20 protein-coding genes are annotated in these 21,141 nt (G+C 70.9%); 6 read left to right on the top strand and 14 right to left on the bottom strand.

What is annotated here, in order from left to right; all coding sequences use genetic code 11:
• Positions 1–108: 108 nt before the first annotated feature.
• Positions 109–972 (bottom strand): hypothetical protein, encoded by an 864-nt coding sequence (locus tag ACFYP0_RS17250; protein ID WP_386996704.1) that lies wholly within the window; start codon positions 970–972, stop codon positions 109–111.
• A 175-nt stretch (positions 973–1,147) separates the two neighbouring features.
• Here ACFYP0_RS17250 and ACFYP0_RS17255 point away from each other — a divergent pair, with 175 nt between their 5' ends.
• The 3 genes from ACFYP0_RS17255 to ACFYP0_RS17265 all read left to right on the top strand — a co-directional run bounded on the left by ACFYP0_RS17255 (position 1,148) and on the right by ACFYP0_RS17265 (position 3,437).
• The gene (locus ACFYP0_RS17255; protein WP_124853355.1) at positions 1,148–1,834 is read left to right on the top strand and encodes a hypothetical protein; all 687 of its coding nucleotides are present in this window, start codon (positions 1,148–1,150) and stop codon (positions 1,832–1,834) included.
• Between the two features lie 50 nt (positions 1,835–1,884).
• A complete protein-coding gene (locus ACFYP0_RS17260) occupies positions 1,885–2,607 on the top strand; it encodes a DUF998 domain-containing protein (RefSeq protein WP_124853356.1) in 723 nt (240 codons plus the stop codon).
• 194 nt (positions 2,608–2,801) lie between these two features.
• Complete coding sequence (locus ACFYP0_RS17265; protein WP_158629532.1) at positions 2,802–3,437, top strand: DUF998 domain-containing protein; 636 nt, start codon at positions 2,802–2,804, stop codon at positions 3,435–3,437.
• A 96-nt stretch (positions 3,438–3,533) separates the two neighbouring features.
• Here the strand turns inward: ACFYP0_RS17265 and ACFYP0_RS17270 are convergent, their stop codons facing one another.
• Positions 3,534–4,580, bottom strand: coding sequence for a S1 family peptidase (locus ACFYP0_RS17270; RefSeq protein WP_124853358.1), 1,047 nt, complete (start codon positions 4,578–4,580; stop codon positions 3,534–3,536).
• A 406-nt stretch (positions 4,581–4,986) separates the two neighbouring features.
• On the bottom strand, positions 4,987–5,463 hold the full coding sequence (locus ACFYP0_RS17275; protein ID WP_124853359.1) for a winged helix-turn-helix transcriptional regulator: 477 nt from the start codon (positions 5,461–5,463) through the stop codon (positions 4,987–4,989).
• Between the two features lie 55 nt (positions 5,464–5,518).
• On the opposite strand from ACFYP0_RS17275, the gene ACFYP0_RS17280 reads away from it, so the two are divergent.
• The gene (locus tag ACFYP0_RS17280) at positions 5,519–6,028 is read left to right on the top strand and encodes a PaaI family thioesterase (RefSeq protein WP_386996709.1); all 510 of its coding nucleotides are present in this window, start codon (positions 5,519–5,521) and stop codon (positions 6,026–6,028) included.
• A gap of 121 nt (positions 6,029–6,149) precedes the next feature.
• Here the strand turns inward: ACFYP0_RS17280 and ACFYP0_RS17285 are convergent, their stop codons facing one another.
• The 3 genes from ACFYP0_RS17285 to ACFYP0_RS17295 all read right to left on the bottom strand — a co-directional run bounded on the left by ACFYP0_RS17285 (position 6,150) and on the right by ACFYP0_RS17295 (position 9,275).
• Positions 6,150–7,091, bottom strand: a complete 942-nt coding sequence (locus tag ACFYP0_RS17285) for an acyl-ACP desaturase (RefSeq protein ID WP_181518646.1) — start codon at positions 7,089–7,091, stop codon at positions 6,150–6,152.
• A gap of 71 nt (positions 7,092–7,162) precedes the next feature.
• On the bottom strand, positions 7,163–8,491 hold the full coding sequence (gene hisS, locus ACFYP0_RS17290; RefSeq protein WP_355500134.1) for a histidine--tRNA ligase: 1,329 nt from the start codon (positions 8,489–8,491) through the stop codon (positions 7,163–7,165).
• Between the two features lie 73 nt (positions 8,492–8,564).
• A complete protein-coding gene (locus tag ACFYP0_RS17295) occupies positions 8,565–9,275 on the bottom strand; it encodes an MBL fold metallo-hydrolase (RefSeq protein ID WP_124861911.1) in 711 nt (236 codons plus the stop codon).
• Between the two features lie 270 nt (positions 9,276–9,545).
• On the opposite strand from ACFYP0_RS17295, the gene ACFYP0_RS17300 reads away from it, so the two are divergent.
• Positions 9,546–10,430 carry a peptidylprolyl isomerase gene (locus ACFYP0_RS17300; RefSeq protein ID WP_124861908.1) on the top strand — a complete coding sequence of 295 codons (885 nt, stop codon included), beginning with the start codon at positions 9,546–9,548 and terminating at the stop codon, positions 10,428–10,430.
• A gap of 59 nt (positions 10,431–10,489) precedes the next feature.
• Entirely contained in the window at positions 10,490–11,332 is an 843-nt protein-coding gene (locus ACFYP0_RS17305) for a peptidylprolyl isomerase (RefSeq protein WP_355500137.1), read from the top strand.
• 71 nt (positions 11,333–11,403) lie between these two features.
• Here the strand turns inward: ACFYP0_RS17305 and ACFYP0_RS17310 are convergent, their stop codons facing one another.
• The 8 genes from ACFYP0_RS17310 to ruvC all read right to left on the bottom strand — a co-directional run bounded on the left by ACFYP0_RS17310 (position 11,404) and on the right by ruvC (position 20,850).
• Positions 11,404–13,926 carry a RelA/SpoT family protein gene (locus tag ACFYP0_RS17310; protein ID WP_355500140.1) on the bottom strand — a complete coding sequence of 841 codons (2,523 nt, stop codon included), beginning with the start codon at positions 13,924–13,926 and terminating at the stop codon, positions 11,404–11,406.
• A 197-nt stretch (positions 13,927–14,123) separates the two neighbouring features.
• A complete protein-coding gene (locus tag ACFYP0_RS17315) occupies positions 14,124–14,690 on the bottom strand; it encodes an adenine phosphoribosyltransferase (RefSeq protein ID WP_355500142.1) in 567 nt (188 codons plus the stop codon).
• Between the two features lie 77 nt (positions 14,691–14,767).
• A complete protein-coding gene (gene secF, locus ACFYP0_RS17320) occupies positions 14,768–15,967 on the bottom strand; it encodes a protein translocase subunit SecF (protein WP_355500143.1) in 1,200 nt (399 codons plus the stop codon).
• Between the two features lies 1 nt (position 15,968).
• Positions 15,969–17,882 (bottom strand): protein translocase subunit SecD, encoded by a 1,914-nt coding sequence (gene secD, locus ACFYP0_RS17325; RefSeq protein WP_355500146.1) that lies wholly within the window; start codon positions 17,880–17,882, stop codon positions 15,969–15,971.
• Positions 17,883–18,160: 278 nt separating this feature from the next.
• On the bottom strand, positions 18,161–18,517 hold the full coding sequence (gene yajC / locus ACFYP0_RS17330; RefSeq protein WP_124861893.1) for a preprotein translocase subunit YajC: 357 nt from the start codon (positions 18,515–18,517) through the stop codon (positions 18,161–18,163).
• 122 nt (positions 18,518–18,639) lie between these two features.
• The gene (ruvB, locus tag ACFYP0_RS17335; RefSeq protein ID WP_357010082.1) at positions 18,640–19,707 is read right to left on the bottom strand and encodes a Holliday junction branch migration DNA helicase RuvB; all 1,068 of its coding nucleotides are present in this window, start codon (positions 19,705–19,707) and stop codon (positions 18,640–18,642) included.
• A 16-nt stretch (positions 19,708–19,723) separates the two neighbouring features.
• Positions 19,724–20,326 (bottom strand): Holliday junction branch migration protein RuvA, encoded by a 603-nt coding sequence (gene ruvA / locus ACFYP0_RS17340; RefSeq protein ID WP_091401818.1) that lies wholly within the window; start codon positions 20,324–20,326, stop codon positions 19,724–19,726.
• Complete coding sequence (gene ruvC / locus ACFYP0_RS17345; protein ID WP_112584546.1) at positions 20,323–20,850, bottom strand: crossover junction endodeoxyribonuclease RuvC; 528 nt, start codon at positions 20,848–20,850, stop codon at positions 20,323–20,325. The genes ruvA and ruvC overlap by 4 nt, the downstream gene beginning before the upstream one ends.
• Between the last annotated feature and the right edge of the window lie 291 nt (positions 20,851–21,141).

Raw genomic sequence — 21,141 nt, forward strand, 5'->3', positions numbered from 1 at the left:
GGTCTGCCTCCGCATTCTGTCAGGAGTGCCGGAAACGGTCCGCGCCACCCGTCGACCCGGCCGGCCAATCCGGGCGGTCCGACGGGTGGCGCGGTCAGTGGGCGAGCGTCAGTTCTCCGGGATGTTCCAGGCCGTGACCCGGATGACGGTCGTCCGGTCGTTGTTGATGGTCACGACCTCCAGCAGCACCATCCGCCATCTGTCCCGCTGTTCACGCGCCGCGGCGTAGTTGGTCCTGATGCAGAGCCAGGAGCCCTTCCGAAGGGGCACCTCCGCGTCCACGGCGATCGGAGCGGATCGGATCGAGTTGTTGCACTCGGCCGGCTTCATCCCCGCCGTCGCCGCTTCACTGCCCTCCACGCCGTTGGCCAGTTTGACGAAGGGAGCCCCCGGACAGCCCGCATTGAGAGCCATATCGGTGGTGTTCGATCCCACGTTGGCACGTGGTTCGTCGAGGTCCACCTCCATTTCCTTGAAGCAGTCCGTGGGCTTCAAGGTCAGGCTCTGGTTGTCGTACTTGGGCTCGTAGACGGTCTGCTCGCTGAGCTCCGGCGGCGTCCCCGGTGAGCTTGGCGGCTCCTCCGGTGTTGCGGAGGCCGGCCGGGAGTCGGTCCCGGCGGCAGAGCTGGAGGGCGCTGGCGCCGGACCGGTGTCGGTGGAGCCGACCGGCGCCCGCGCGGAAGCGATGTCCCGCGCGGTCTGCGCCTGGTCCAACGCGCGCCAGGACACAACGGCGGAGCCGAGGGACACCAGCAGCGCGAGGGCGGCCACGGCGATCACCACGAAACCCAGCCGGCCGCGCCGCGCGCCGGACGCCGGCGGTAGCGGGTCGGCCGGCCCGGGGCCGCCCGGAAACGGCGGCGGTGCGGTGCCGCCCGGAGGGGGTGCGGTGCCGCCCGGAGGGTGCGGCGGTGGCGCGGCGGGAACGGGGGTGGGAGCGGGCTGCTCTGCGCGCGGATCGGGTTGGTTCATCGCTAAAACCTCCTGCATCGGCAGAAGTCAACGTCGGATAGGGGTTGGGGCTCGGGATCGGCACGTTATCAGTAACTCGCCACTGCTCGGGACAGAGTATTCTTCGCCGACGCGATCTGACCGAGAGCCGTCAGATATCAGCGGCCCGATCCCAACGTCCGTGGTGGAGAGGTAGATGCCGGATATGCAGGATTCGAGCCAGGCACCGACGCCAATGCCGGCCCGTCGCGGCGCGCAGGTGGCCGTCGCTCTCACGGTGCTCGGGGTGCTCATCGCGGCGGCCGCCCTGGCCAGGGACGTCTTCGACTGGAAGGTTGGGCCGGGCAGGCCGGCCGCGAGCGCGTCGACCCCGGAAACCGAGCCGGCGGCACCGTCGCGGGCCAACCCGGGCCCGGACACGTCGACGTCCCCGGTCCCGGCCCGGTCCGTCCGGCTGGACACTCTGGCCGTCGAGGCCGGGGCGGCCTATCTCGGGAAGCTGCCGCGCCAGCTGGCCGGCCAACCCGAGTACGACCGTCCGGTCGTCATCGGCTGCCCGACGAATGCCGGTGCGGACAAACAACGCGACGTCACGTATCGGCTCCAGCGCCGTTATCTCGATCTCACCTCGACCGTACGACCATTCTTTTCCTCTGACGACGAGCGCGATGGCATCGTTCTCGTCTATGCGCAAGTTGCGATTCGGCAGAAGGACGGAACGATCACCCGAGTGACGCGGGGTCAGCAGTTCGACGCACGGATGGACAATCCGCAGAAGCTCGTCGCCGACCTCGAAGGGGCCGACGAGCTGACGCTGCGGGTGCAGTGCAAGTATCCGGGCGGGTCGGTCATCCTCACCGACGCCATGGTCAGCGCAGGCTGAAGCCGGGCGAATCCGATTCAACCGACCGTCTCGCCGGTTAACGTGGCGAAATGCGGCCCGTACCGAACTGGGCCGTCGCCACGGCGGCGGCGGCACCCGCGCTGCTGGTGGCCGGTTGGACGGTGGCGGAGGCCCGACAGCCCGTCGGGTACGACCCGGTCCGGGACACCATCAGCGAGTTGGCAGGACAGGACGCCACCGACGCCTGGATCATGGTGGTGGCCCTGGTGCTGCTCGGCTGCTGTTACCTGTCGGTCGCCGCCGTACTGCACGCGGCCGGACTGCCCAGCCGCTTCCTGCTCGCGATCGGTGGGGTGGCCACCATCGCGCTGGTCGCCTTTCCCCGGCCCCCGGTCGGCGGCTCGCTCAGCCACGGCGTCGCGGCGACGGTGGCCGTCCTCGCCCTGGTGCTCTGGCCGGCCGGATCGGCACTACGGCTGCCGAGCGGCCACCACACCCGACCGGAGCCGCCCTGGGCGTTCCGCCGGGCGGTGGGGCTGAGCACCACGCTCGTGCTGCTCGCGCTCTTCGGCTGGTGCGCGTTCGAGGTGACCAGTGGGTCCCGCACCGGGCTGGCCGAGCGGGTGACGGCGGTGGCGGTCTCCCTCTGGCCACTGCTGGCGGTCCTCTCCGCCCGGCGGGCGCACCTCGCCTGGTCGACCGGCGGCACCGTACGCGTCGGCCCTGACCTGCCGACCATCGGCGTCGTACCGCCGGATCCGCTCGGACCACCCGACGGGCCGGCACCCGGGCGACGCGACCGACTGCCGTAAGGCGCCGCCCCGCCTGATCTTGGCGCCGCCGCCCCGCCTGATTCTGGCGCCGCACCCCGCCTGGTCCGGCGTCGCCGTCCCCGCCTGGTCCGGCGTCCGCGTCCGCCCGCCGACGAGCCGCGCCCTCGGCGTCGTCCGTCCGCACGGAGCGCGCGACCCAGGAAATGCTCCGGTCGCACCGCTACGATCGCCCGATGTCTGCCGTTCCCCGTTGGGCCCTGCTGTCGGCCGGTGGCGCACCGCTGTTTCTCATCGGCGGCTGGACCCTGGCGCAGGCCGCCCAGGACGACGGATTCGACCCGGTGCGGCAGACCATCAGCGCGCTTGCCGCCACCGGAGCGGACGATCGCTGGATCATGACGATCGGGCTGGCCGGCCTGGGCCTGTGTCACCTGACGACCGCGCTCGGCCTGGTCAGCGCCGCGCCGGCGGGCCGAGCGCTGCTCGCGCTGGGCGGGCTGGCGACCCTGGTCCTGGTCGCGTTCCCGCAGAACGCGACGGGCAGCTCGACGACGCACGTCGTGGCCGCCGGCGTGGCGTTCGGCGCGTTGGCCGTCTGGCCGGCCCTGGCGGTGCCCCGTCGAGCAGCGCCGTCCCTCGCCCGCGAGCACCGCCACCCGCCCGGCGAGGGGCCGGCTCCCGTACGCCGGGTGGCGCTCGCGGCGGCGGTGGTCCTCCTCGGGCTGGTCGGCTGGTTCGCCGTCGAGTTCTTCACCGACGGGGCATGGATCGGGCTGACCGAGCGGCTGGCGGCGGCCGCCGAGGCGGGCGTACCGCTGGCCGCCGTGCTGGTCTCCCGGCGGCGGCCGAGACCGTCCGGTCCCGGCTGACCGCCGTCGCGTTCTCATGGTGTCGGCGCAGTTCGGTGGCAGCAAACGCGACGCGGGCCGCCGGAGAGTTCCGGCGGCCCGCGAGCGGTGCGTGGATCAGAAGACGCTGACGCCGTAACGGCTCAGCGCCTCGGTGACCGGCTGGAAGAAGGTCGTGCCACCGGTGCGGCAGTTGCCGCTACCACCGGAGGTCATGCCCAGGGCGGTGCCGCCGGCGAAGAGCGAGCCGCCGCTGTCGCCCGGCTCGGCGCAGACGTTGGTGCGGATCAGACCGGAGACCGAGCCCTCGGCGTAGTTCACCGTGGCGTTGGTCGCGTTCACCGAGCCGCTACGCAGGCCGGTGGTGCTGCCGGAGCGCTGCACCGACTGGCCGACCGACGCGTTGCCCGAGCCGGTGATGTCGCGGAAGCTGCCGTTGTAGAGGGAGACGTTGCCGGCGGCGTTGGCCGAGTTGTTGTGCCGCACGATGCCGTAGTCGTTGCCCGGGAAGCTGGTGCCGGTACGGGTGCCGAGCAGCGAGGTCTGGGCGGAGTTCGAGTACCAGCTGGCCGAGATGTTGGTGCAGTGCCCGGCCGTCACGAAGTAGTAGGTGCTGCCACTGCGCACGTTGAAGCCGAGCGAGCAACGCCCGCCCCCGCCGGCGTAGATGGCCTGGCCACCCGAGATCCGGGTGCTCAGCACGCCCGCCTCGGCCTCGACCCGGACCGCGCCGTTGGCCCGCGCGGCGGCGGCCTTGACCCGCTCCAGCTTGGCCCCGGTGACGGTGCTGTCGACGGAGACGACGACCTGGTTGGTGACCGGGTCACTCCACCAGGCGGTGCCCGGGATCTTGGCGGAGCGCTCCAGCTCGGCGGTGGCCCGGTTGAGCTCGGCGGCACCGCGGGTGACGTAGCGGACGACGGCGCCGGCCTTGCTCGCCTTGCTGGCGGCGGCCGCGTCGGTCACGGTGACGACGGATTTGCCGCTGGCGTCGATGTACGAGCCGGCGGAGCGGTCGCCGAGTTCCGCGGAGATCGCGGCGGCGGCGTCGGGGGACGCGGCAGGAGCGGCCTGGGCGGGCGCGCCGATGAGCGAGCCGACGACCAGGGTTCCGGAAACGGCGACTGTGGCCGCAACGCGGAATGAGGACCTCGTGGGTCGCATGTAACAAACCTCCTGGGCGGGGGAGCGGGTCTGCCGGGGGCGACTGACCCGAGGGGCAACGCGGCCGATCTGGGGAAATCGGCCAGCTGAGACTGAAGTATTCACATACTTAAGATCATTAACAAGGCTTGGATTCGCCCGGATTCACCGATCTCGGTTGGCCACATGGCCGCAACACCCCTGACACGCTGGTGAACAGCCACCGTCACACCCAACCGACACCCGGTCCACATTTGGCGCGCACGATCATCGATGCCTTTCCGCGCCAGACGTCGGGTGCTCCGCGCACCGGGACGGCACGGCGACGGACGACGGGACGAGCGATGGGCGATGGGCGTGCGACGGGCGTGCGACGGGCGACAGGGTGCGGCGGGCCACGGACGTCCGGGGGCGCGGCGGGATCGGGTCAGGGGGTACGGCGACGGGCGCCGGGGCCCGGACTGGGCACCACGTCGCGGGGCCGGCCCACGTCGTGCCCGTCGGCGCAGCGCAGTTCGACGCGCACCTCGGCACCACAGTCGCGGTGCGTGACACTGAGCGGCGGGCCCTCAGCGTCGGCGAGGTACCGGTCGCCCCAACCGAGGACGGCAACCAGCACCGGCCACAGATCCAGGCCCTTCTCCGTGAGCCGGTACTCGTGGCGCAGCCGACTGCCGGGCTCCCGGTACGGCTCGCGACTCAGCACGCCCTGTTCCACCAGGCTGGCGAGCCGGTTGGTCAGCACCTGACGCGGAATGCCGGTGCGGACCCGCATGTCGTCGAAGCGGCGGACGCCGGTGAACACCTCGCGGAGCACCACCAGGGTCCACCGCTCACCGAGGACCTCCATCGCGCGGGCGATGGTGCAGTTCTCCACTGACCAGTCCAGAGCCACGGGTCGCATCCGACCAGGCTAGATCTCGTTGACAGACTCAGCAACCTCCTGCCAGGCTGCGTCCATGACGCAGACGGAGGAACCAGTGCGCAGCCGTACCTTCACCTGGGCAGACCCGTCGGCCAACGCCGCCCAGGTCGGTCGACGCAGCGGTCTGGACATGCTCCGGGCGATGATCGCCGGCGAATTGGCCGCGCCGCCGGTGATGCACCTTCTCGACATGACCCGGATGGAAGCCGACGAGGGCAGGGTCGTCGTCGAGCTGACTCCACAGGAGTTCCACTACAACCCGCTCGGCAGCGTCCACGGTGGCGTGCTCTCGACCCTGCTGGACACCGCCGCGGGGTGCGCCGTGCACACCACCCTGCCCGCCGGCGTCGGCTACACCTCGCTGGACCTCAACGTGAAGTTCCTCCGCCCGGTCACCGTCGACAGCGGCACCCTGCGCTGCGAGGGGACGGTGCTGCAACGCGGCCGCCGTACGGCCCTGGCCGAGGCCCGCATCACCGACGCCACCGACCGCCTGATAGCCCACGCCACCAGCACCTGCCTCCTCCTCCTCCCCCTCCCCTAACCCCACTCCCCACCCACTGCGTTGATCATGGGGTTAGCGGGCGATTCGAAGATCGATCGACCCGCCAACCTCATGATCAACAAGGGCTGGGGTGGGTGGGGTGGGTGGGTGGGGGTGGGTTTTAGCGGAGGGCCAGGCGGGCGGCTCGGGCGTCGCGCTTCTCCTCGAAACGGCTCGCGGCGCGGTCCAGGTTCTCCAGCTGGGCGGCGAGTTGCTCGCGGGCGGCCTCGCCGTCGGCGTTGAGGCCGGTCACGTTGAAGACGTCCCACTGACGCAGGACCGGCTGCAGCACCTCGTCGCGGTGCTGGCGCAGGTCGTAGATGCCGGCCAGGGCGATCGCCACCGACTTGCGGGCGAACCCGTCGATGCCGCTGCCCGGCATCTGGAAGTCGGCCACCACGTCGGCGACGGCCCGCATGGCCTGGCTCGGAGCCAGCTCGAACGCGGCCGCGAGCAGGTTGCGGTAGAAGACCATGTGCAGGTTCTCGTCGGCGGCCACCCGGGCCAGCAGCGCCTCGCAGGTGGGGTCGCCGGTGGCCTTGCCGGTGTTGCGGTGCGAGATCCGGGTGGCCAGCTCCTGGAACGAGACGTACGCCAGCGAGTGCAGCACCTCGTCGCCGTGGGCGTTGGTGTAGCCCTCCGACATGTGCGTCATCCGGGCCCGCTCCAACGCCACCGGGTCGACCGCCCGGCTGACGGTCAGGTAGTCGCGGATCGCGACCCCGTGCCGACCCTCCTCGGCGGTCCACCGGTGCACCCAGGTGCCCCACGCGCCGTCGCGACCGAACAGGGTGGCGATCTCGTGGTGGTACGAGGGAAGGTTGTCCTCGGTCAGCAGGTTCACGATCAGCGCCGTGCGGGCCACGTCCGGGATGGTGGAGTCGGTCGGTGACCACGCCTCGCCGCCGAGCGGCCCGTCGAAGGTCCGCCCTTCGCTCCACGGCACGTACTCGTGCGGGAACCACTCCTTGGCGAGCGAGAGGTGGCGGTCCAGGTTGCGTGCGACAACCGGCTCCAACTCGACGAGCAGCGCGGTCTGGCTCACTGTGGTACTGACGGTCACGAGAAACTCCCTACGGTGGCGTAACTTACGCTACCGTAGGTCCCCGCGGCCGTCAGCGCCAGTGGAGACACTCAGCCGACCGTGGGCTTGAGGTCCGCCAGGGGTGGCATCCACTCCCCCGCACCGGCCGTGACCTGCTCACCGGAGCGGATGTCCTTCACCTCGTCCGGCGCTCCCTCGGCACCCGGGAACCAGACGTACGGGATGCCCCGCCGCTCGGCGTAGCGGATCTGCTTGCCGAACTTCGCCGCGCTCGGCGACACCTCGGTCGGCACCCCGCGCCGCCGCAGCGCCTCGGCCACCCGGTTGCTGGCCGTACGTCGCTCCTCGCTGGTCACCGCGACGAGCACGGCGGTCGGCACCTCCCGCGAGACCGACAGCTCCCCCGCGCCGAAGAGCAGACCGAGCAGCCGGGTCACGCCGATCGAGATCCCCACCCCGGGGTACGAGACGGTGCCGGCGCTGGCCAGGTTGTCGTACCGGCCGCCGGAGCAGATCGAGCCGAACCGCTCGTAGCCGCGCAGCTGGGTCTCGTAGACAGTGCCGGTGTAGTAATCCAGACCACGGGCGATGCGCAGGTCCGCCACGCAGAGGCCGGGCGAGTGCTCGGCGGCGGTGTCCACCACCCGGACCAGCTCCTCGATGCCCTCGTCGAGCAGCGGGTCGCTCACCCCGAGCGCGCGCACGGCGTCGGCGAACGAGGCGTCCGGAGCGGAGATCTCGGCCAGCGCCAGGCACGCCTTGGCCTGCGCCTCGCTCGCACCGGCGGTCTGGGCCAGCAGGTCGGCCACCTTCGCCGGGCCGATCTTGTCGAGCTTGTCCACGGCGCGCAGCGCCGCCTCCGGGTCGGTCAGCCCGATGCCCCGGTAGAAACCCTCGCAGATCTTGCGGTTGTTGACCTGGATCGTCACCGGTGGGATCGGCAACGAACGCAGCGCATCCCCGATGACCAGCGGCATCTCCGCCTCGTGGTGCGCGGCCAGGGTGTCCCGGTCGACGATGTCGATGTCGGCCTGGACGAACTCCCGGTAACGGCCCTCCTGCGGCCGCTCGCCCCGCCACACCTTCTGGATCTGGTAGCGGCGGAACGGGAAGCTCAGCTTGCCGGCGTTCTCCAACACGTAGCGGGCGAACGGCACGGTCAGGTCGAAGTGCAGGCCGAGCTGGTCGTCACCACCGGCACCCTCGGCGTCGGCGTGCAGCCGCCGGATCACGTAGACCTCCTTCGAGGTCTCGCCCTTGCGCAGCAGCTGGTCCAGCGGCTCCACGGCGCGGGTCTCCAGCGGCGCGAAGCCGTACAACTCGAAGGTGGCCCGGATCTTGTCGAGCACGAACTGCTCGATCATCCGCTGGCCGGGAGTCCACTCCGGGAAGCCGGAGATGGGCGTGGGCTTGCTCATCGGCGTACTCCTTGCGGTTCCGCGCCGGTGGCGCGGTGGTGTCGTGGGTCCGCGCGCGGCGCGGACAGAAGATCTAGAGGCCCCGGGTGGGAGCGGCCGGCGACGTGCCAGCCACCTCGATGAGGTACGGGTTGCTGGCGCGCTCGCGGCCGATGGTGGTGCTGGGGCCGTGGCCGGGCAGCACGACGGTGTCGTCGGCCAGCGGAAGAATCTTGTCGCGCAGGCTGGTGAGCATGGCCGGCATGCTCCCGCCCGGCAGGTCGGTGCGGCCGATCGACCCGGCGAACAGGACGTCACCGGAGAGGCACAGCTCGTCAGCCTCCCAGCTCGACCCGGCGCCCGGCAGCCGGAACAGCACCGACCCGCCGGTATGGCCCGGGGCATGGTCGACGGCGATCTCCAGGCCGGCGAGCGTGAGGGTGGCGCCGTCGGTCAACTCCGCCACGTCGTCCGGCTCGGTGTAGCTCAGCCGGCCGCCGAAGAGCGACGTCAGGTCGGCCGAGAGGCCCTTGGACGGGTCGGCCAGCATCTCCCGGTCACCGGGGTGCACGTACGCGGTGATGCCGCGCGCGCCGCAGACCGGCGCGACCGAGAAGGTGTGGTCGAGGTGGCCGTGGGTGAGCAGCACGGCGGCCGGATGCAGGCGGTGCTCGGCGAGCAGCGCGTCGAGCTGGTCGAGCACCCCGATGCCGGGGTCGACCACCACGCACTGCTCCCCCGGCGCGGTGGCAACCACGTAACAGTTGGTGCCGAAGGCGTCCGCGGGAAAGCCGGCCACGAGCACGGGCGCTGTCCTTTCCGTCGAGCAGCTGTCGTCCTGCACAGCAGCCTATCGGGCGGGCCGAGCGAGTTTGCCGCGTCCGTCCCACCGGCCCCGTAGGGCACAGTGACAACCTCCGATAAGCGCTGCTCGGGACGGGGTGGACCTCGTACACCACATTCCCAGTCACTAGCCGTACACTCTGGCGGGCGTGTGGCGCGGCACACGTGACGCCCGGACGGGCCGGGGCGACCGGCCGCCGGCGGCGACCAGGTAGAGGAAAGGGGAGCACGGGTGGCTTCCAGCAGGGACCGGCAGCGCAAACTGGCGCGGGCCAAGCTCGACCGGCAGTTGGCTCGCCGTGCCGCCTCGACACGGCGCCGACGGCAGATCCAGGCCGGAGTTGGCGCCGCTCTGATCCTCGTGCTGGTCGTGGCCGGCTCAGCCTGGGCGCTCGGGGCGTTCGACTCCGACCCGAAGCAGAACACGGCCGCCGAGGAGACCTGCCTCTGGACGCCGCAGGACGCGACGGCCAACACCAACCTCAAGGACGTCGGCACGCCGGCCACCAAGGATCTGCCCACCGACGGCACCCGGGCGATGACCGTGACCACCAACCAGGGCGCGCCGATCACCGCGGAACTGAACCTGACCAACTCCCCGTGCGCGGCCGCGAGCATCGCCCACCTGGCGAGCCGGTCGTTCTACGACAACACCAAGTGCCACGAGATCACCTCCGAGGGCGCGCTGCGCTGCGGCGACCCCAGCGGCACGGGCCTTGGTGGGCCGACCTACTCGTTCTACGACGAGGAGTTGCCGACCGTGCCGTCGGCGTCGCCGTCGGCCAGTCCGGCCCCCGGCCAGCCGCCGACGTACCCGAAGGGCACGGTGACCATGGTCTCCAACCCGCCGGGCAGCAACGGCAGTCAGTTCCTGATCTTCTTCAAGGACTTCACCACCGCCGACCCGAAGTACCCGGTCATCGGCCGGGTGACCGGCGGGCTGGACGTGGTGGAGAAGATCGGCGCCCTCCCGACCGTGGACAATGGGACCGGGGCGAAGGTCAAGCCCAGCACCGATGTGACGATCCAGAGCCTCACGGTCGGTGAGCCGGTCACCGGTGCGGCACCGGCTCCCTCGGCCTCCGGCACCCCGGCCAGCAGCCCGAGCGCCGGCTGACCGGGCGCCACCACCCACCCAAGCGGCACCCAGCAGCAGACAGCCAGGAGGATCCAGGCGTGACGTCCACCAGAGAGCGGCAGCGCGCGGCGGCACGCGCCCGGCTCGAGAAGGAGATGGCCGAGCGCGCGGCCAAGGCCCGCAAGCGCCGGCAGACGACGGCGATCGTCAGCGCGGCTGCCGCGCTGGTGCTCGTGGTCGCCGGCACCGTCTGGCTGGCGGTGAGCCTCGGCGGCGACGACGACAGCAAGAGCGACACCGCCGCGCCGGCGGCGGGCGCGGCCGAGTGCGCGTACACCGCGCTGCCCACCGAGCAGCGCCCCCCGCAGATCAAGGACGTGGGGGTGCCGAGCAACGAGCAGTCCGCCAAGGGCATCCAGACCATGACGATCGACACCAACCTCGGCCCGATCACCGCCAAGGTCGACCGGTCGCTGGTGCCGTGCACGGCGGGCAGCTTCACCTACCTCGCGGAGAAGAACTTCTTCGACAACACCAAGTGCCACCGCCTGGTGACCGAGGGCATCAAGGTGTTGCAGTGCGGTGACCCCAGCGCCACCGGCAACGGCTGGCGGGACACCGACGGCCAGGGCGGCCCGAGCTACCGCATGGCCGAGGAGAACCTGCCCACCGACAAGCGCCCGCCGTACCCGGAGGGCGTCATCGCGATGGCCAAATCCCAGGATCCGGGGAGCACCGGCAGCCAGTTCTTCATCGTCTTCGGCGACTCTCCGCTGGACCCGGCGTACACCGTGCTGGGCACCATCACCGGCGGCATGGACCTGGTCAAGGACGTGGCCAAGGCCGGCGACGACGGTGCGTTCGGCCAGCAGGCTGGCGGCGGCCACCCGAAGAAGGAGGTCATCATCAAGGACCTCACGATGAGCAACCCGCAGGGCTGACCCCCGCGCGCACGACGAAGCGCCCGCCGGCTGAGCCGGTGGGCGCTGTCGTGTTCTCGGGGTACGGGCGTTCAGGCGCCGGAGGTTACCCGGTAGGCGTCGAAGACGCCGTCGACCTTGCGGACCGTGGCCAGCAGGTGGCCCAGGTGCTTCGGGTCGGCCATCTCGAAGCTGAACCGGCTCACCGCCACCCGGTCGCGGGTGGTGGTGACGGTCGCGGAGAGGATGTTGACCCGCTCTTCGGAGAGCACCCGGGTGACGTCGGCCAGCAGCTTGTGCCGGTCCAGAGCCTCGACCTGGATGGCGACCAGGAACGTCGACGCGGAGGTGAGCTTCCAGCTCACCTCGACGACCCGCTCGCTCTGCGCGCGCAGGTCCTCGGCGTTGGCGCAGTCGTCGCGGTGCACGCTCACCCCGCCGGAGCGGGTGACGAAGCCGAACACCGAGTCCGGTGGGACCGGTGTGCAGCAGCGGGCCAGCTTGATCCAGACGTCGCTGACGCCCCGGACCACCACGCCCGGGTCGCTGCTGCTCTGCCGGCTGCGCGGCGGCCGGGTGGCGACGGCGGTCTCGGCGATGTCCTCCGCCGCGCCCTCCTCGCCGCCGTACGCGGCCATCAGCTTCTGCACCACCGACTGCGCGGAGACCTGGCTGTCGCCGACCGCCGCGTAGAGCGAGGCCACGTCGGCCAGGTGCAGGTCCCGGGCGATCGACATGAGCGCGTCGGAGGTGAGCATCCGCTGCAGGGGCATGCCCTGCTTGCGCATCGCCTTGACGATCGCGTCCTTGCCGGCCTCGATCGCCTCCTCGCGGCGCTCCTTGTTGAAGTACTGCCGGATCTTCGTCCGGGCGCGCGGGCTCTTGACGAAGCCCAGCCAGTCCTGCGTCGGGCCGGCCGTCTCGGACTTCGACGTGAAGATCTCGATCACGTCGCCGTTGGACAGCGTCGACTCGAGGGGCACCAGCTTGCCGTTGACCCGCGCCCCGATGCACTTGTGCCCCACCTCGGTGTGCACCGCGTACGCGAAGTCCACAGGTGTCGACCCGGTCGGCAGCGGGATGACGTCACCCTTCGGGGTGAAGACGTACACCTCCTGGCTGGACAGGTCGAAGCGCAGCGCGTCCAGGAACTCGCTCGGGTCGGCCGCCTCACGCTGCCAGTCGAGCAGCTGCCGCAGCCAGGTCATCTCGTCGATGTGCGCGGGCGGACCGACGATCTGAGTGCCCTTGTGCTCCTTGTACTTCCAGTGCGCGGCGATGCCGAACTCCGCGGTGCGGTGCATCGCGTACGTGCGGATCTGCATCTCCACCGGCTTGCCGGTAGGCCCGATGACCGTCGTGTGCAACGACTGGTACATGTTGAACTTGGGCATCGCGATGTAGTCCTTGAACCGACCCGGCACCGGCTGCCAGTTGGCGTGGATCACACCCAACGCCGCGTAGCAGTCGCGAACCGTGTCGACCAGGATCCGTACACCGACCAGGTCGTAGATGTCGTTGAAGTCGCGACCCCGCACGATCATCTTCTGGTAGATCGAGTAGAGGTGCTTCGGCCGCCCGGTGGTCTCCGCCTTGATCTTGGCGGCCTTCAGGTCGGTCTGCACCTTCTGCGTCACCTGCCGCAGCAGCGCCTCGCGCTGCGGCTGGTGCTCCCCGATCAGCCGGTTGATCTCCTCGTAGCGCTTCGGGAACAGCGTGCCGAAGGACAGATCCTCCAGCTCCCACTTGATCGTGTTCATACCGAGCCGGTGCGCCAGCGGCGCCAGGATCTCCAGCGTCTCCTTGGCCTTCTGCTCCTGCTTGGGGCGGGGCAGGAAGGTCAGGGTGCGCATGTTGTGCAGCCGGTCGGCCAGCTTGATCACGAGCACCCGCGGGTCCTTGGCCATGGCCACGACCATCTTGCGGATCGTCTCGGCCTTGGCCGCGTCGCCCAGCTTGACCTTGTCGAGCTTGGTGACGCCGTCGACCAGGAGGGCGACCTCGCCACCGAAGTCGGCGCGCATCTGGTCGAGGGTGTACTCGGTGTCCTCGATGGTGTCGTGCAGCAGCGCGGCGACCAGCGTGGTGGTGTCCATCCCCAGGTTGCCGAGGATCGTCGCCACCGCGAGCGGGTGGGTGATGTAGGGATCACCGGACTTGCGGTACTGACCGGAGTGCCACCGCGCGGCCGTGTCGAAGGCGCGCTGGAGCAGCCGGGCGTCCGCCTTGGGGTGGTTGTCCCGGTGGCTGGCGATGAGCGGCTCCAGCACCTCGCTGACCTGGGAGGTCTGCCAGGGCGCGTTGAACCGGGCCAACCGGGCCCGGACCCGCCGACCGGTGGGCGCGTTGGACAGCCCGAAGCCACCGCTGGGCGACGGGTCGATGCCGGCGTCGGTCGGGAACGGCACCACGACGCCATCGGCGCCGGGGGACGCCTCGACGCTCGGCGGGCCGCTGGTCGGACGCACCGCGCTCTCGCCGGGAGCCCGGCCGGAGCCGTTGCCGGTGCCCGTCACCCGGGCCGGCGCGTCGCCCGTCCGGTCGGTCACCGAGCCGTCAGCGTCGCCTGTCGGGTGCACCGTGCCCTCCGCCGGAGGGACGACATCGTGGGACACCGGCCTCCTCACCGCTCGCCGGAAACACGCCGGCCGAAGATCGGCCGACCTGGTCTCGCTCGCCGGACGGGATACCGCCGGCGTCAGCAAAGGGCAATGCTACCCGCACGGACGGTCCCCTGCCGCTCCGCCGGACGGTCGGCGCCAGGTCCATCCGACGGGTCCGGGATCAAACGGTCAGCGGAGCACCGACCGGTTCAAACAGTCAACAGGGCGTGGACGGGACGCGGCGTCAGTCGCTCACGCCCACCCAGGAAGCCGAGCTCCAGCAGCACGGTGAAGCCGGTGACGGTGCCGCCGGCCCGCTCGACCAGGTCCAGCGTCGCCTCGGCGGTGCCACCGGTGGCCAGCACGTCGTCGACCACCAGCACCCGGTGCCCGGCGGTGAAGGCGTCCTCGTGCACTTCGAGGGTGGCCTCGCCGTACTCCAACTCGTAGGAGACCGAGTGCGCCGGGCGGGGCAGCTTGCCGGCCTTGCGCACCGGCACCACGCCCACCCCGGTCGCGTACGCGATGGCCGCCGCGACGACGAACCCGCGCGCCTCGATGCCGACCACCACGTCGAAGGAGTCCCGCCCGTGGTACGCGACGATCCCGTCGATCACCTCACGGAAGACCTTGCCGTCGGCGAACAGTGGCATCAGGTCCTTGAACATGACGCCGGGCTTGGGGAAGTCGGGCACGTCCAGCACCCGACTGGCGACCAGTCGGGCGACCTCCGGGCCACTGTCCCCGCGCACTGCGGTGCTGTGGGTCTCCGTCACGGCTGTTTGCTCTCCTTCGACGACGAACGGCGTCCGGCAACAGCATGCCGGACGCCGTTCGGGTGTTTCCTGTCGGGTCAGCGCCGCTTGGCGCCACCCGGTCGGTTGCCGCCACCACCCGGGCGACCGCCCCGGGCACCGGTGGGCCGCTTGCCCGCCGGCCGAACGCCCACCTTGGGGGCGGCACCGGCCAGCGCGGCGGCGTCCTGGTCGACCGGCTCGTCGGTCGCGTCGGCCTGGGCCGCCGGGCTCGCGGCAGCACCCCTACCGGTGACCTCGCCACGGGCGATAGCGCCCCGCCGGGTCAGGACGCGCTTGTTGTGCGCCTGGATCCGCGGGTCGTAGTTCTTCAAAAGCGCCAGCAGCGGGGTGGCCACCAGGATGGAGGTCAGGAACGCCACCGCCATACCGACGAACAGCACCAGACCGAGGTCCTTCAGCGTGCCGGCACCGAGCAGGCCGGCACCGATGAAGAGCAGACCGCCGACCGGCAGCAGGGCGACCACCGAGGTGTTCAACGACCGCATCAGGCTCTGGTTGACGGCCAGGTTGGACGCCTCAGCGTACGTCTGGTTGTTGTTGGCGGTGATGCCCCGGGTGTTCTCCTGGACCTTGTCGAAGACCACCACCACGTCGTAGAGCGCGAAGCCCAGAATGGTGAGGAAGCCGATGATCGTCGACGGGGTGACCTCGAAGCCGACCAGCGAGTAGATGCCGGCGGTGAGGATCAGGTTCGTGATCAGCGAGGCGACCGCGGCCACGGCCATCCGCCACTCGAAGCGCAGGATCAGGTAGACCATCACCAGCGCGATGAAGATGACCAGACCGAGCACGGCCCGCTCGGTCACCTGGCTGCCCCAGGCCTCACTGACCTGGTTGCTGCTGATCTGGTCGGCGCTGATGCCGAGGTCCTCGGCGATCTGGGCCTTGACCGAGTTGGCCTGCTCCACGGTGAGCTGCGGCGTGCGCAGCTCGTAGGAGTCGCCGCCCGTGCCGCCCACCTTCTGCGTGGTGGCCACCGTGACGCCGGTGTTCTCGGCGGCGAGGGCCGAGTTGACCTCCCGCTCGGCGTCGTCCAGGGTGCCGACGCTGGCCGGCACCTGGAACGAGTTACCGCCGGCGAACTCGATGCCCAGGCTGAACCCACGGATCGAGAAACTGAGGATCGCGATCAGGACCAGGACCCCGGCGACGCCGAACCAGAGCTTGCGCCGGCCGACGATGTTGAGACCGGCCTCGCCGTTGTAGAGGCGGCTCGCCAGACCGTTTTCAGCCATCTCAGGCCTCCTTGGCGCGCGGGTTGCGGGGCTGAGTCGGCTGGTTGCGGGCCGGGAGTGCCCGACCCAGACCGCTGACCCGCGGGGACAGGAACGCCCGGGTCCGGGCGAACATCGTCATGATCGGGTGCCGGAAGAGGAAGACCACCACCAGGTCCAGCACGGTGGCCAGACCGAGGGCGAAGGCGAAGCCCTTGACCGTGCCGACCGAGACCACGTAGAGCACCACAGCGGAGAGCAGGGTGATCGCGTTGGCCGAGATGATCGTCCGGCGGGCCCGGATCCAGGCCCGGGGCACGGCGCTACGAGGGCTGCGACCCTCCCGGATCTCGTCTTTCAGTCGTTCGAAGTAGATGACGAACGAGTCCGCCGCCACACCGAGCGAGACGATCATTCCGGCGATGCCGGCGAGGGTGAGCGTGAAGCCGATCTGCCGGCCGAGCACCACCAGCGCACCGAAGACCAGCAGCGCGGAGAGGATGAGGCTCAGGAAGATCACCGAGCCGAGCAGCCGGTAGTAGAAGAACGCGTAGACGATGACCAGCAGCATGCCGATACCGGCCGCGAGCAGACCGGCGCGCAGGTGGCTGGCGCCCAGCGTGGCGGTGACGTTCTGCGCCTCCTGCTGCTCGAAGGTCACCGGCAGCGCGCCGTAGCGGAGCTGACCGGCGAGGGTGCTGGCGTCCTTCTGGGTGAAGGTGCCGGTGATCTGGGAGTTGCCGGTGAGCACGCCCTGGATCTCCGGGGAGGAGACGATCTCGTTGTCCAGCACGACTGCCACCCGGCACTTGCCGTCCTGGCCCAGCGCGGTCGCGTCGCAGGCCTGACCCTCGTTCTGGAACGCCTCACGGGTCAGCGAGGTCCACTTGCCCTGGCCGTCCTTGGTGAAGTCCAGGCTGACCACCCAGGAGTTGGTCTGGTCGAGCACCGCGTCGGCGTCGGACACGTCGGTGCCCAGCACCTTTGCCTGGTCGAGCAGGTACTTCGACGCGCCGTCCTCGCAGGAGACCACCTGCTGCTTCGCATCGGAGATCGACGCCGGAGGGCGCTGGTCGAGCTGCACGCAGCCGATAGTCGGCACGTTGAACTGCATCTGCGCCGGCAGCACCGCGACCTCCTGCGGAGACAGCGTGCCGAACGGCTTGAGCTTCTCGGCCAGCGACGGGTCGGCGGTCAGATCGGCCGGGGCCTGCAACCCGTTGGCGGCCTGCCACGCGGCGGCGCCGACCTTCTGCTCGACGACCTTGCGCTGCTCCTCGATGCTGGCCGGCACCGGCTCGGCGCTGGCGCTGGGCGCGGCAGCGCTCGGCGAGGCTGTGGCGGACGCGGAGGGGGTCGGCGTGGCGCTGGGCGACGCCGGGGCCATGCCGCCCTGACCGCCGCTGGGCGACGAGGTCACCTTCGGCGAGGCGCTGCCGGTCGGGGTCGCGGCGCCGGTCGGGGTCGCGGCGCCCGTCGGAGCAGCGCTGCCGGACGGAACTGGCGTGGCGGCGGGTGGGGCCTCGGCCACCCCGCTGCCGGAGGCGGCCTTGAGCACCTTGCGGAAGCGCAGCTCGGCCGCGCTGCCCACGTCGGTAAGGTCCCGGTTCTCACCGGGCAGGGAGATGACGATGTTGCGATTGCCCTCGGTGACCACCTCGGCCTCGGCCACGCCGAACGCGTTGACCCGGCTCTCGATGATTTCCCGGGCCTCCTCGAGGTTCTCCGCCGTCGGGGGCTTGCCGTCGACGCTGTTGGTCGCCTCCAGTGTCACCCGCGTGCCGCCGATGAGGTCCAGGCCGAGCTTGGGCTCGAGCCGGTCCTTCCAGCTGCCGCTGGCGCCAGCGAAGAACACCAAAAGATAGAGGACCACGAAGATGAACCCGAGCACGGCGAGCTGCCGCCCGGGGCGCATCTGTCCCTGAGGTGGTGCCACGGCTGTCCTGTCTCCCTGTACGGTCGCGCCGCTGTCGCAGCGGCGGCGGTGTCGGGCCGGGGGTCCCGCCCGACGGGTCTGCCTTGAGCCGACGGAGTGCCGACACGAGGACCGGGCACCCCCGGCGCGGAACGCCGACGATCACGGGAACGTGCCGACGCCCGGCGTCGACCCAACTATCCAGTTTTCACGTCTCGCCCGCTGCCCCGTTCGGGCGCGACGACCCGGAAGCCGGCCGACCGGCCGTACGCCGCAATCGCCGCTCCCGAGGGGAGGGGTCAGTCCTTGACGGTGTCCGCGTCCTCGGTGACCGGCTCACTCGGCAGCTCCGCGCGAGTGACCACCCGCGCGATGGCCGGGCGGGCGTAGCGGGTCTGCACGCCCGGTGCGACCTCGATCAGGACAGTGTCGTCCTCGATGCCGGTGACCGTGCCGTAAAGCCCACCGATGGTCACGACCTCGTCGCCGGGGCCGAGGTTGGACTGCATCGCCTCCGCCTCTTTGCGGCGCTTCTGCTGGGGCCGGATCATCATGAAGTACATGACGCCAAAGAGCAGGGCGATCATCAGGATCGGCGTGAAACTGCCGGCCCCGCCACCCGGTGCTGCCAAATGCACGGTTACTGACCTTCCCATTGGCCACCTCCCCGGCACCGTGGGTGCCGGAGCGGAGGCGGATTCTCACGTCCTGTACAGACCGCGGCGAAGTCTAAACCCTGCACCTGAGAACGCCGAATGCGGCACAGATCACGTTCACATCACGGCTGATCGACATCCAAGGAGAACAAGTTGGGCACAGGTGGACTATCCGCACCAAATGTACCATTCGGCGGTGTGCGCCCCAGATGCCGCCAGGCGGCCTCGGTCGCCACCCGCCCCCTGGGCGTACGGGCCAACAGCCCAGCCCGCACCAGGAACGGCTCGCAGACCTCCTCGACCGTGTCCGGCTGCTCCCCCACCGCCACGGCGAGGGTGGACAACCCGACCGGGCCGCCCCGGAACGAGTCGACCAACGCGGTCAACACCGCACGGTCCAGCCGGTCCAGGCCGAGCGCGTCCACGTCGTACACGATCAGGGCCGCACGGGCGGTGTCGAGATCGACCACCCCGTCCGCCCGGACCTCGGCATAGTCGCGGACCCGGCGCAGCAGCCGGTTGGCGATCCGCGGCGTGCCCCGGGACCGACCGGCGATCTCGGTCGCGCCCTCCGGCGTGATCGGCACCCCCAGAATCCGCGCCGAACGGTGCAGCAATGTCTCCAGATCCGCCGGGGCGTAGAAGTCGAGGTGCGCGACGAAGCCGAACCGGTCCCGCATCGGCCCGGTCAACAAGCCCGAGCGGGTCGTCGCGCCAACCAGGGTGAACGGCTCGACGTCCAACGGGATCGCCGTCGCCCCCGGCCCCTTGCCCACCACCACGTCGACCCGGAAGTCCTCCATCGCGCTGTAGAGCAGCTCCTCGGCCGGACGCGCGATCCGATGGATCTCGTCGATGAAGAGCACGTCGCCCTCGGCGAGGCTGGTCAGGATCGCCGCCAGATCACCGGAACGCTCGATCGCCGGGCCGCTGGTCACCCGGATACCCGCGCCCAGCTCGGCGGCGACGATGTTGGCCAGACTCGTCTTACCCAACCCGGGTGGGCCGGAGAGCAGGATGTGATCCGGCGGCGACCCCCGCCGCATGGCGCCCTGCAACAACAGGTCGAGCTGGTCGCGTACCCGGTCCTGTGCGATGAACTCGGCCAGCCGCCTCGGCCGTACCGTGGCCTCCGCGTCCCGATCGGCGTCGCTGACGTACGCCGAGACGAGCCCCTCGGTCTCACTCATCGTGCCGCCCGCGCGGTCATCGGGTGCGGCCCAGCAGTCGGATGGCCTGCTTGAGCAGGACCGGCACCGGCGGGGTCTCACCCTCGATCGACTCCGCCACCGCGGCCACCGCCTGGTCGGCCTGACCGGCCGTCCAACCCAGCCCCACCAACGCCTGGCGGACCTGGTCGGGCCAGCTGCCGCGGGTCACCCCGGCCACCCCGTCGGCGCCGATCGGCACCGGGCCGATCCGGTCACGTAGCTCCAGCACCAGACGTTCCGCGCCCTTCTTGCCAATCCCGGGTACGCGGGTCAGGGCGGCCGTGTCGGCGTTGGCGATCGCCTTGCGAACCGCGTCCGGGGTGTGCACCGCCAGCACCGCCTGAGCCAGTCGCGGGCCGACCCCACTGGCGGTCTGGAGCAGCTCGAACAGGGACTTGGCGTCATCGTCGGCGAAGCCGTAGAGAGTCAGCGAGTCTTCCCGCACGATCAAGCTGGTGGCGAGCCGTGCGACCTGGCCGACCCGCAGCTCCGCGAGGGTCCCCGGGGCGCAGTGCACGGCGAGCCCGACCCCGCCGACCTCGATCACGGCCTGGTCCGGACCCGTCGCGGTCACCGTGCCGCGCACGCTGGCGATCATCGTGCTCCTCCTCGTCGTGCCCGATCGGCCGCGGCGGCCAGCTTGGAGCGGGTCCCGCCGCGCCACACGTGGCAGATGGCCAGGGCCAGCGCGTCGGCGGCGTCCGCCGGCTTCGGCGGCTCGGCCAGCCGCAACAGCCGGGTCACCATGGCGGTCATCTGCGCCTTGTCGGCCTGACCGGACCCGGTCACGGCGGCCTTCACCTCGCTCGGGGTGTACGTCTGCACCGGCAGCCCGGCCCGCGCCCCGGCCAACACGGCGATGCCACTGGCCTGCGCGGTGCCCATCACGGTACGAACGTTGTGCTGGCTGAACACCCGCTCGACAGCAACGCTCTCCGGCTGATGCTCGGCGACCAGCTTGTTCAGCGACCGGTCCAGGTGCAACAGGCGCAACGCCAGATCGTCGGCCGGGTCGGTGTAGACCACGTAGTAGGCGACCAGGGTGCAGGGCCGGCCGGGCACACCCTCGACCACGCCCACCCCACACCGGGTCAACCCCGGGTCCACACCGAGTACGCGCACGCCGCCCCCTCCCCAGTCGTCAGCAGTACGTGTGTTCGACACCCTAACCGGCGCCCTTCCCACCAGCCCCACGGGACACGCCCTCCGTACCCCACCCCGCCCCGCCGTCGCCCGCGCCCTGCGGACTCACGCCCATGCCTCACGCCCGCGGGCCGCGGCCTCACGCCTCGGCCGTCAAGGTCACGCTCGATCCTGGATGTAGTGGCCACGGCGAGCCGGGATGCCACTACATCCAGGATGTTGCGCGATCTTCGAGGCGCGGCGCGGCGCGGCGCGGGGCGAGGGCGGCCC

It is taken from the genome of Micromonospora arida (assembly GCF_042873195.1).
Taxonomy (GTDB): Bacteria; Actinomycetota; Actinomycetes; order Mycobacteriales; family Micromonosporaceae; genus Micromonospora; species Micromonospora arida.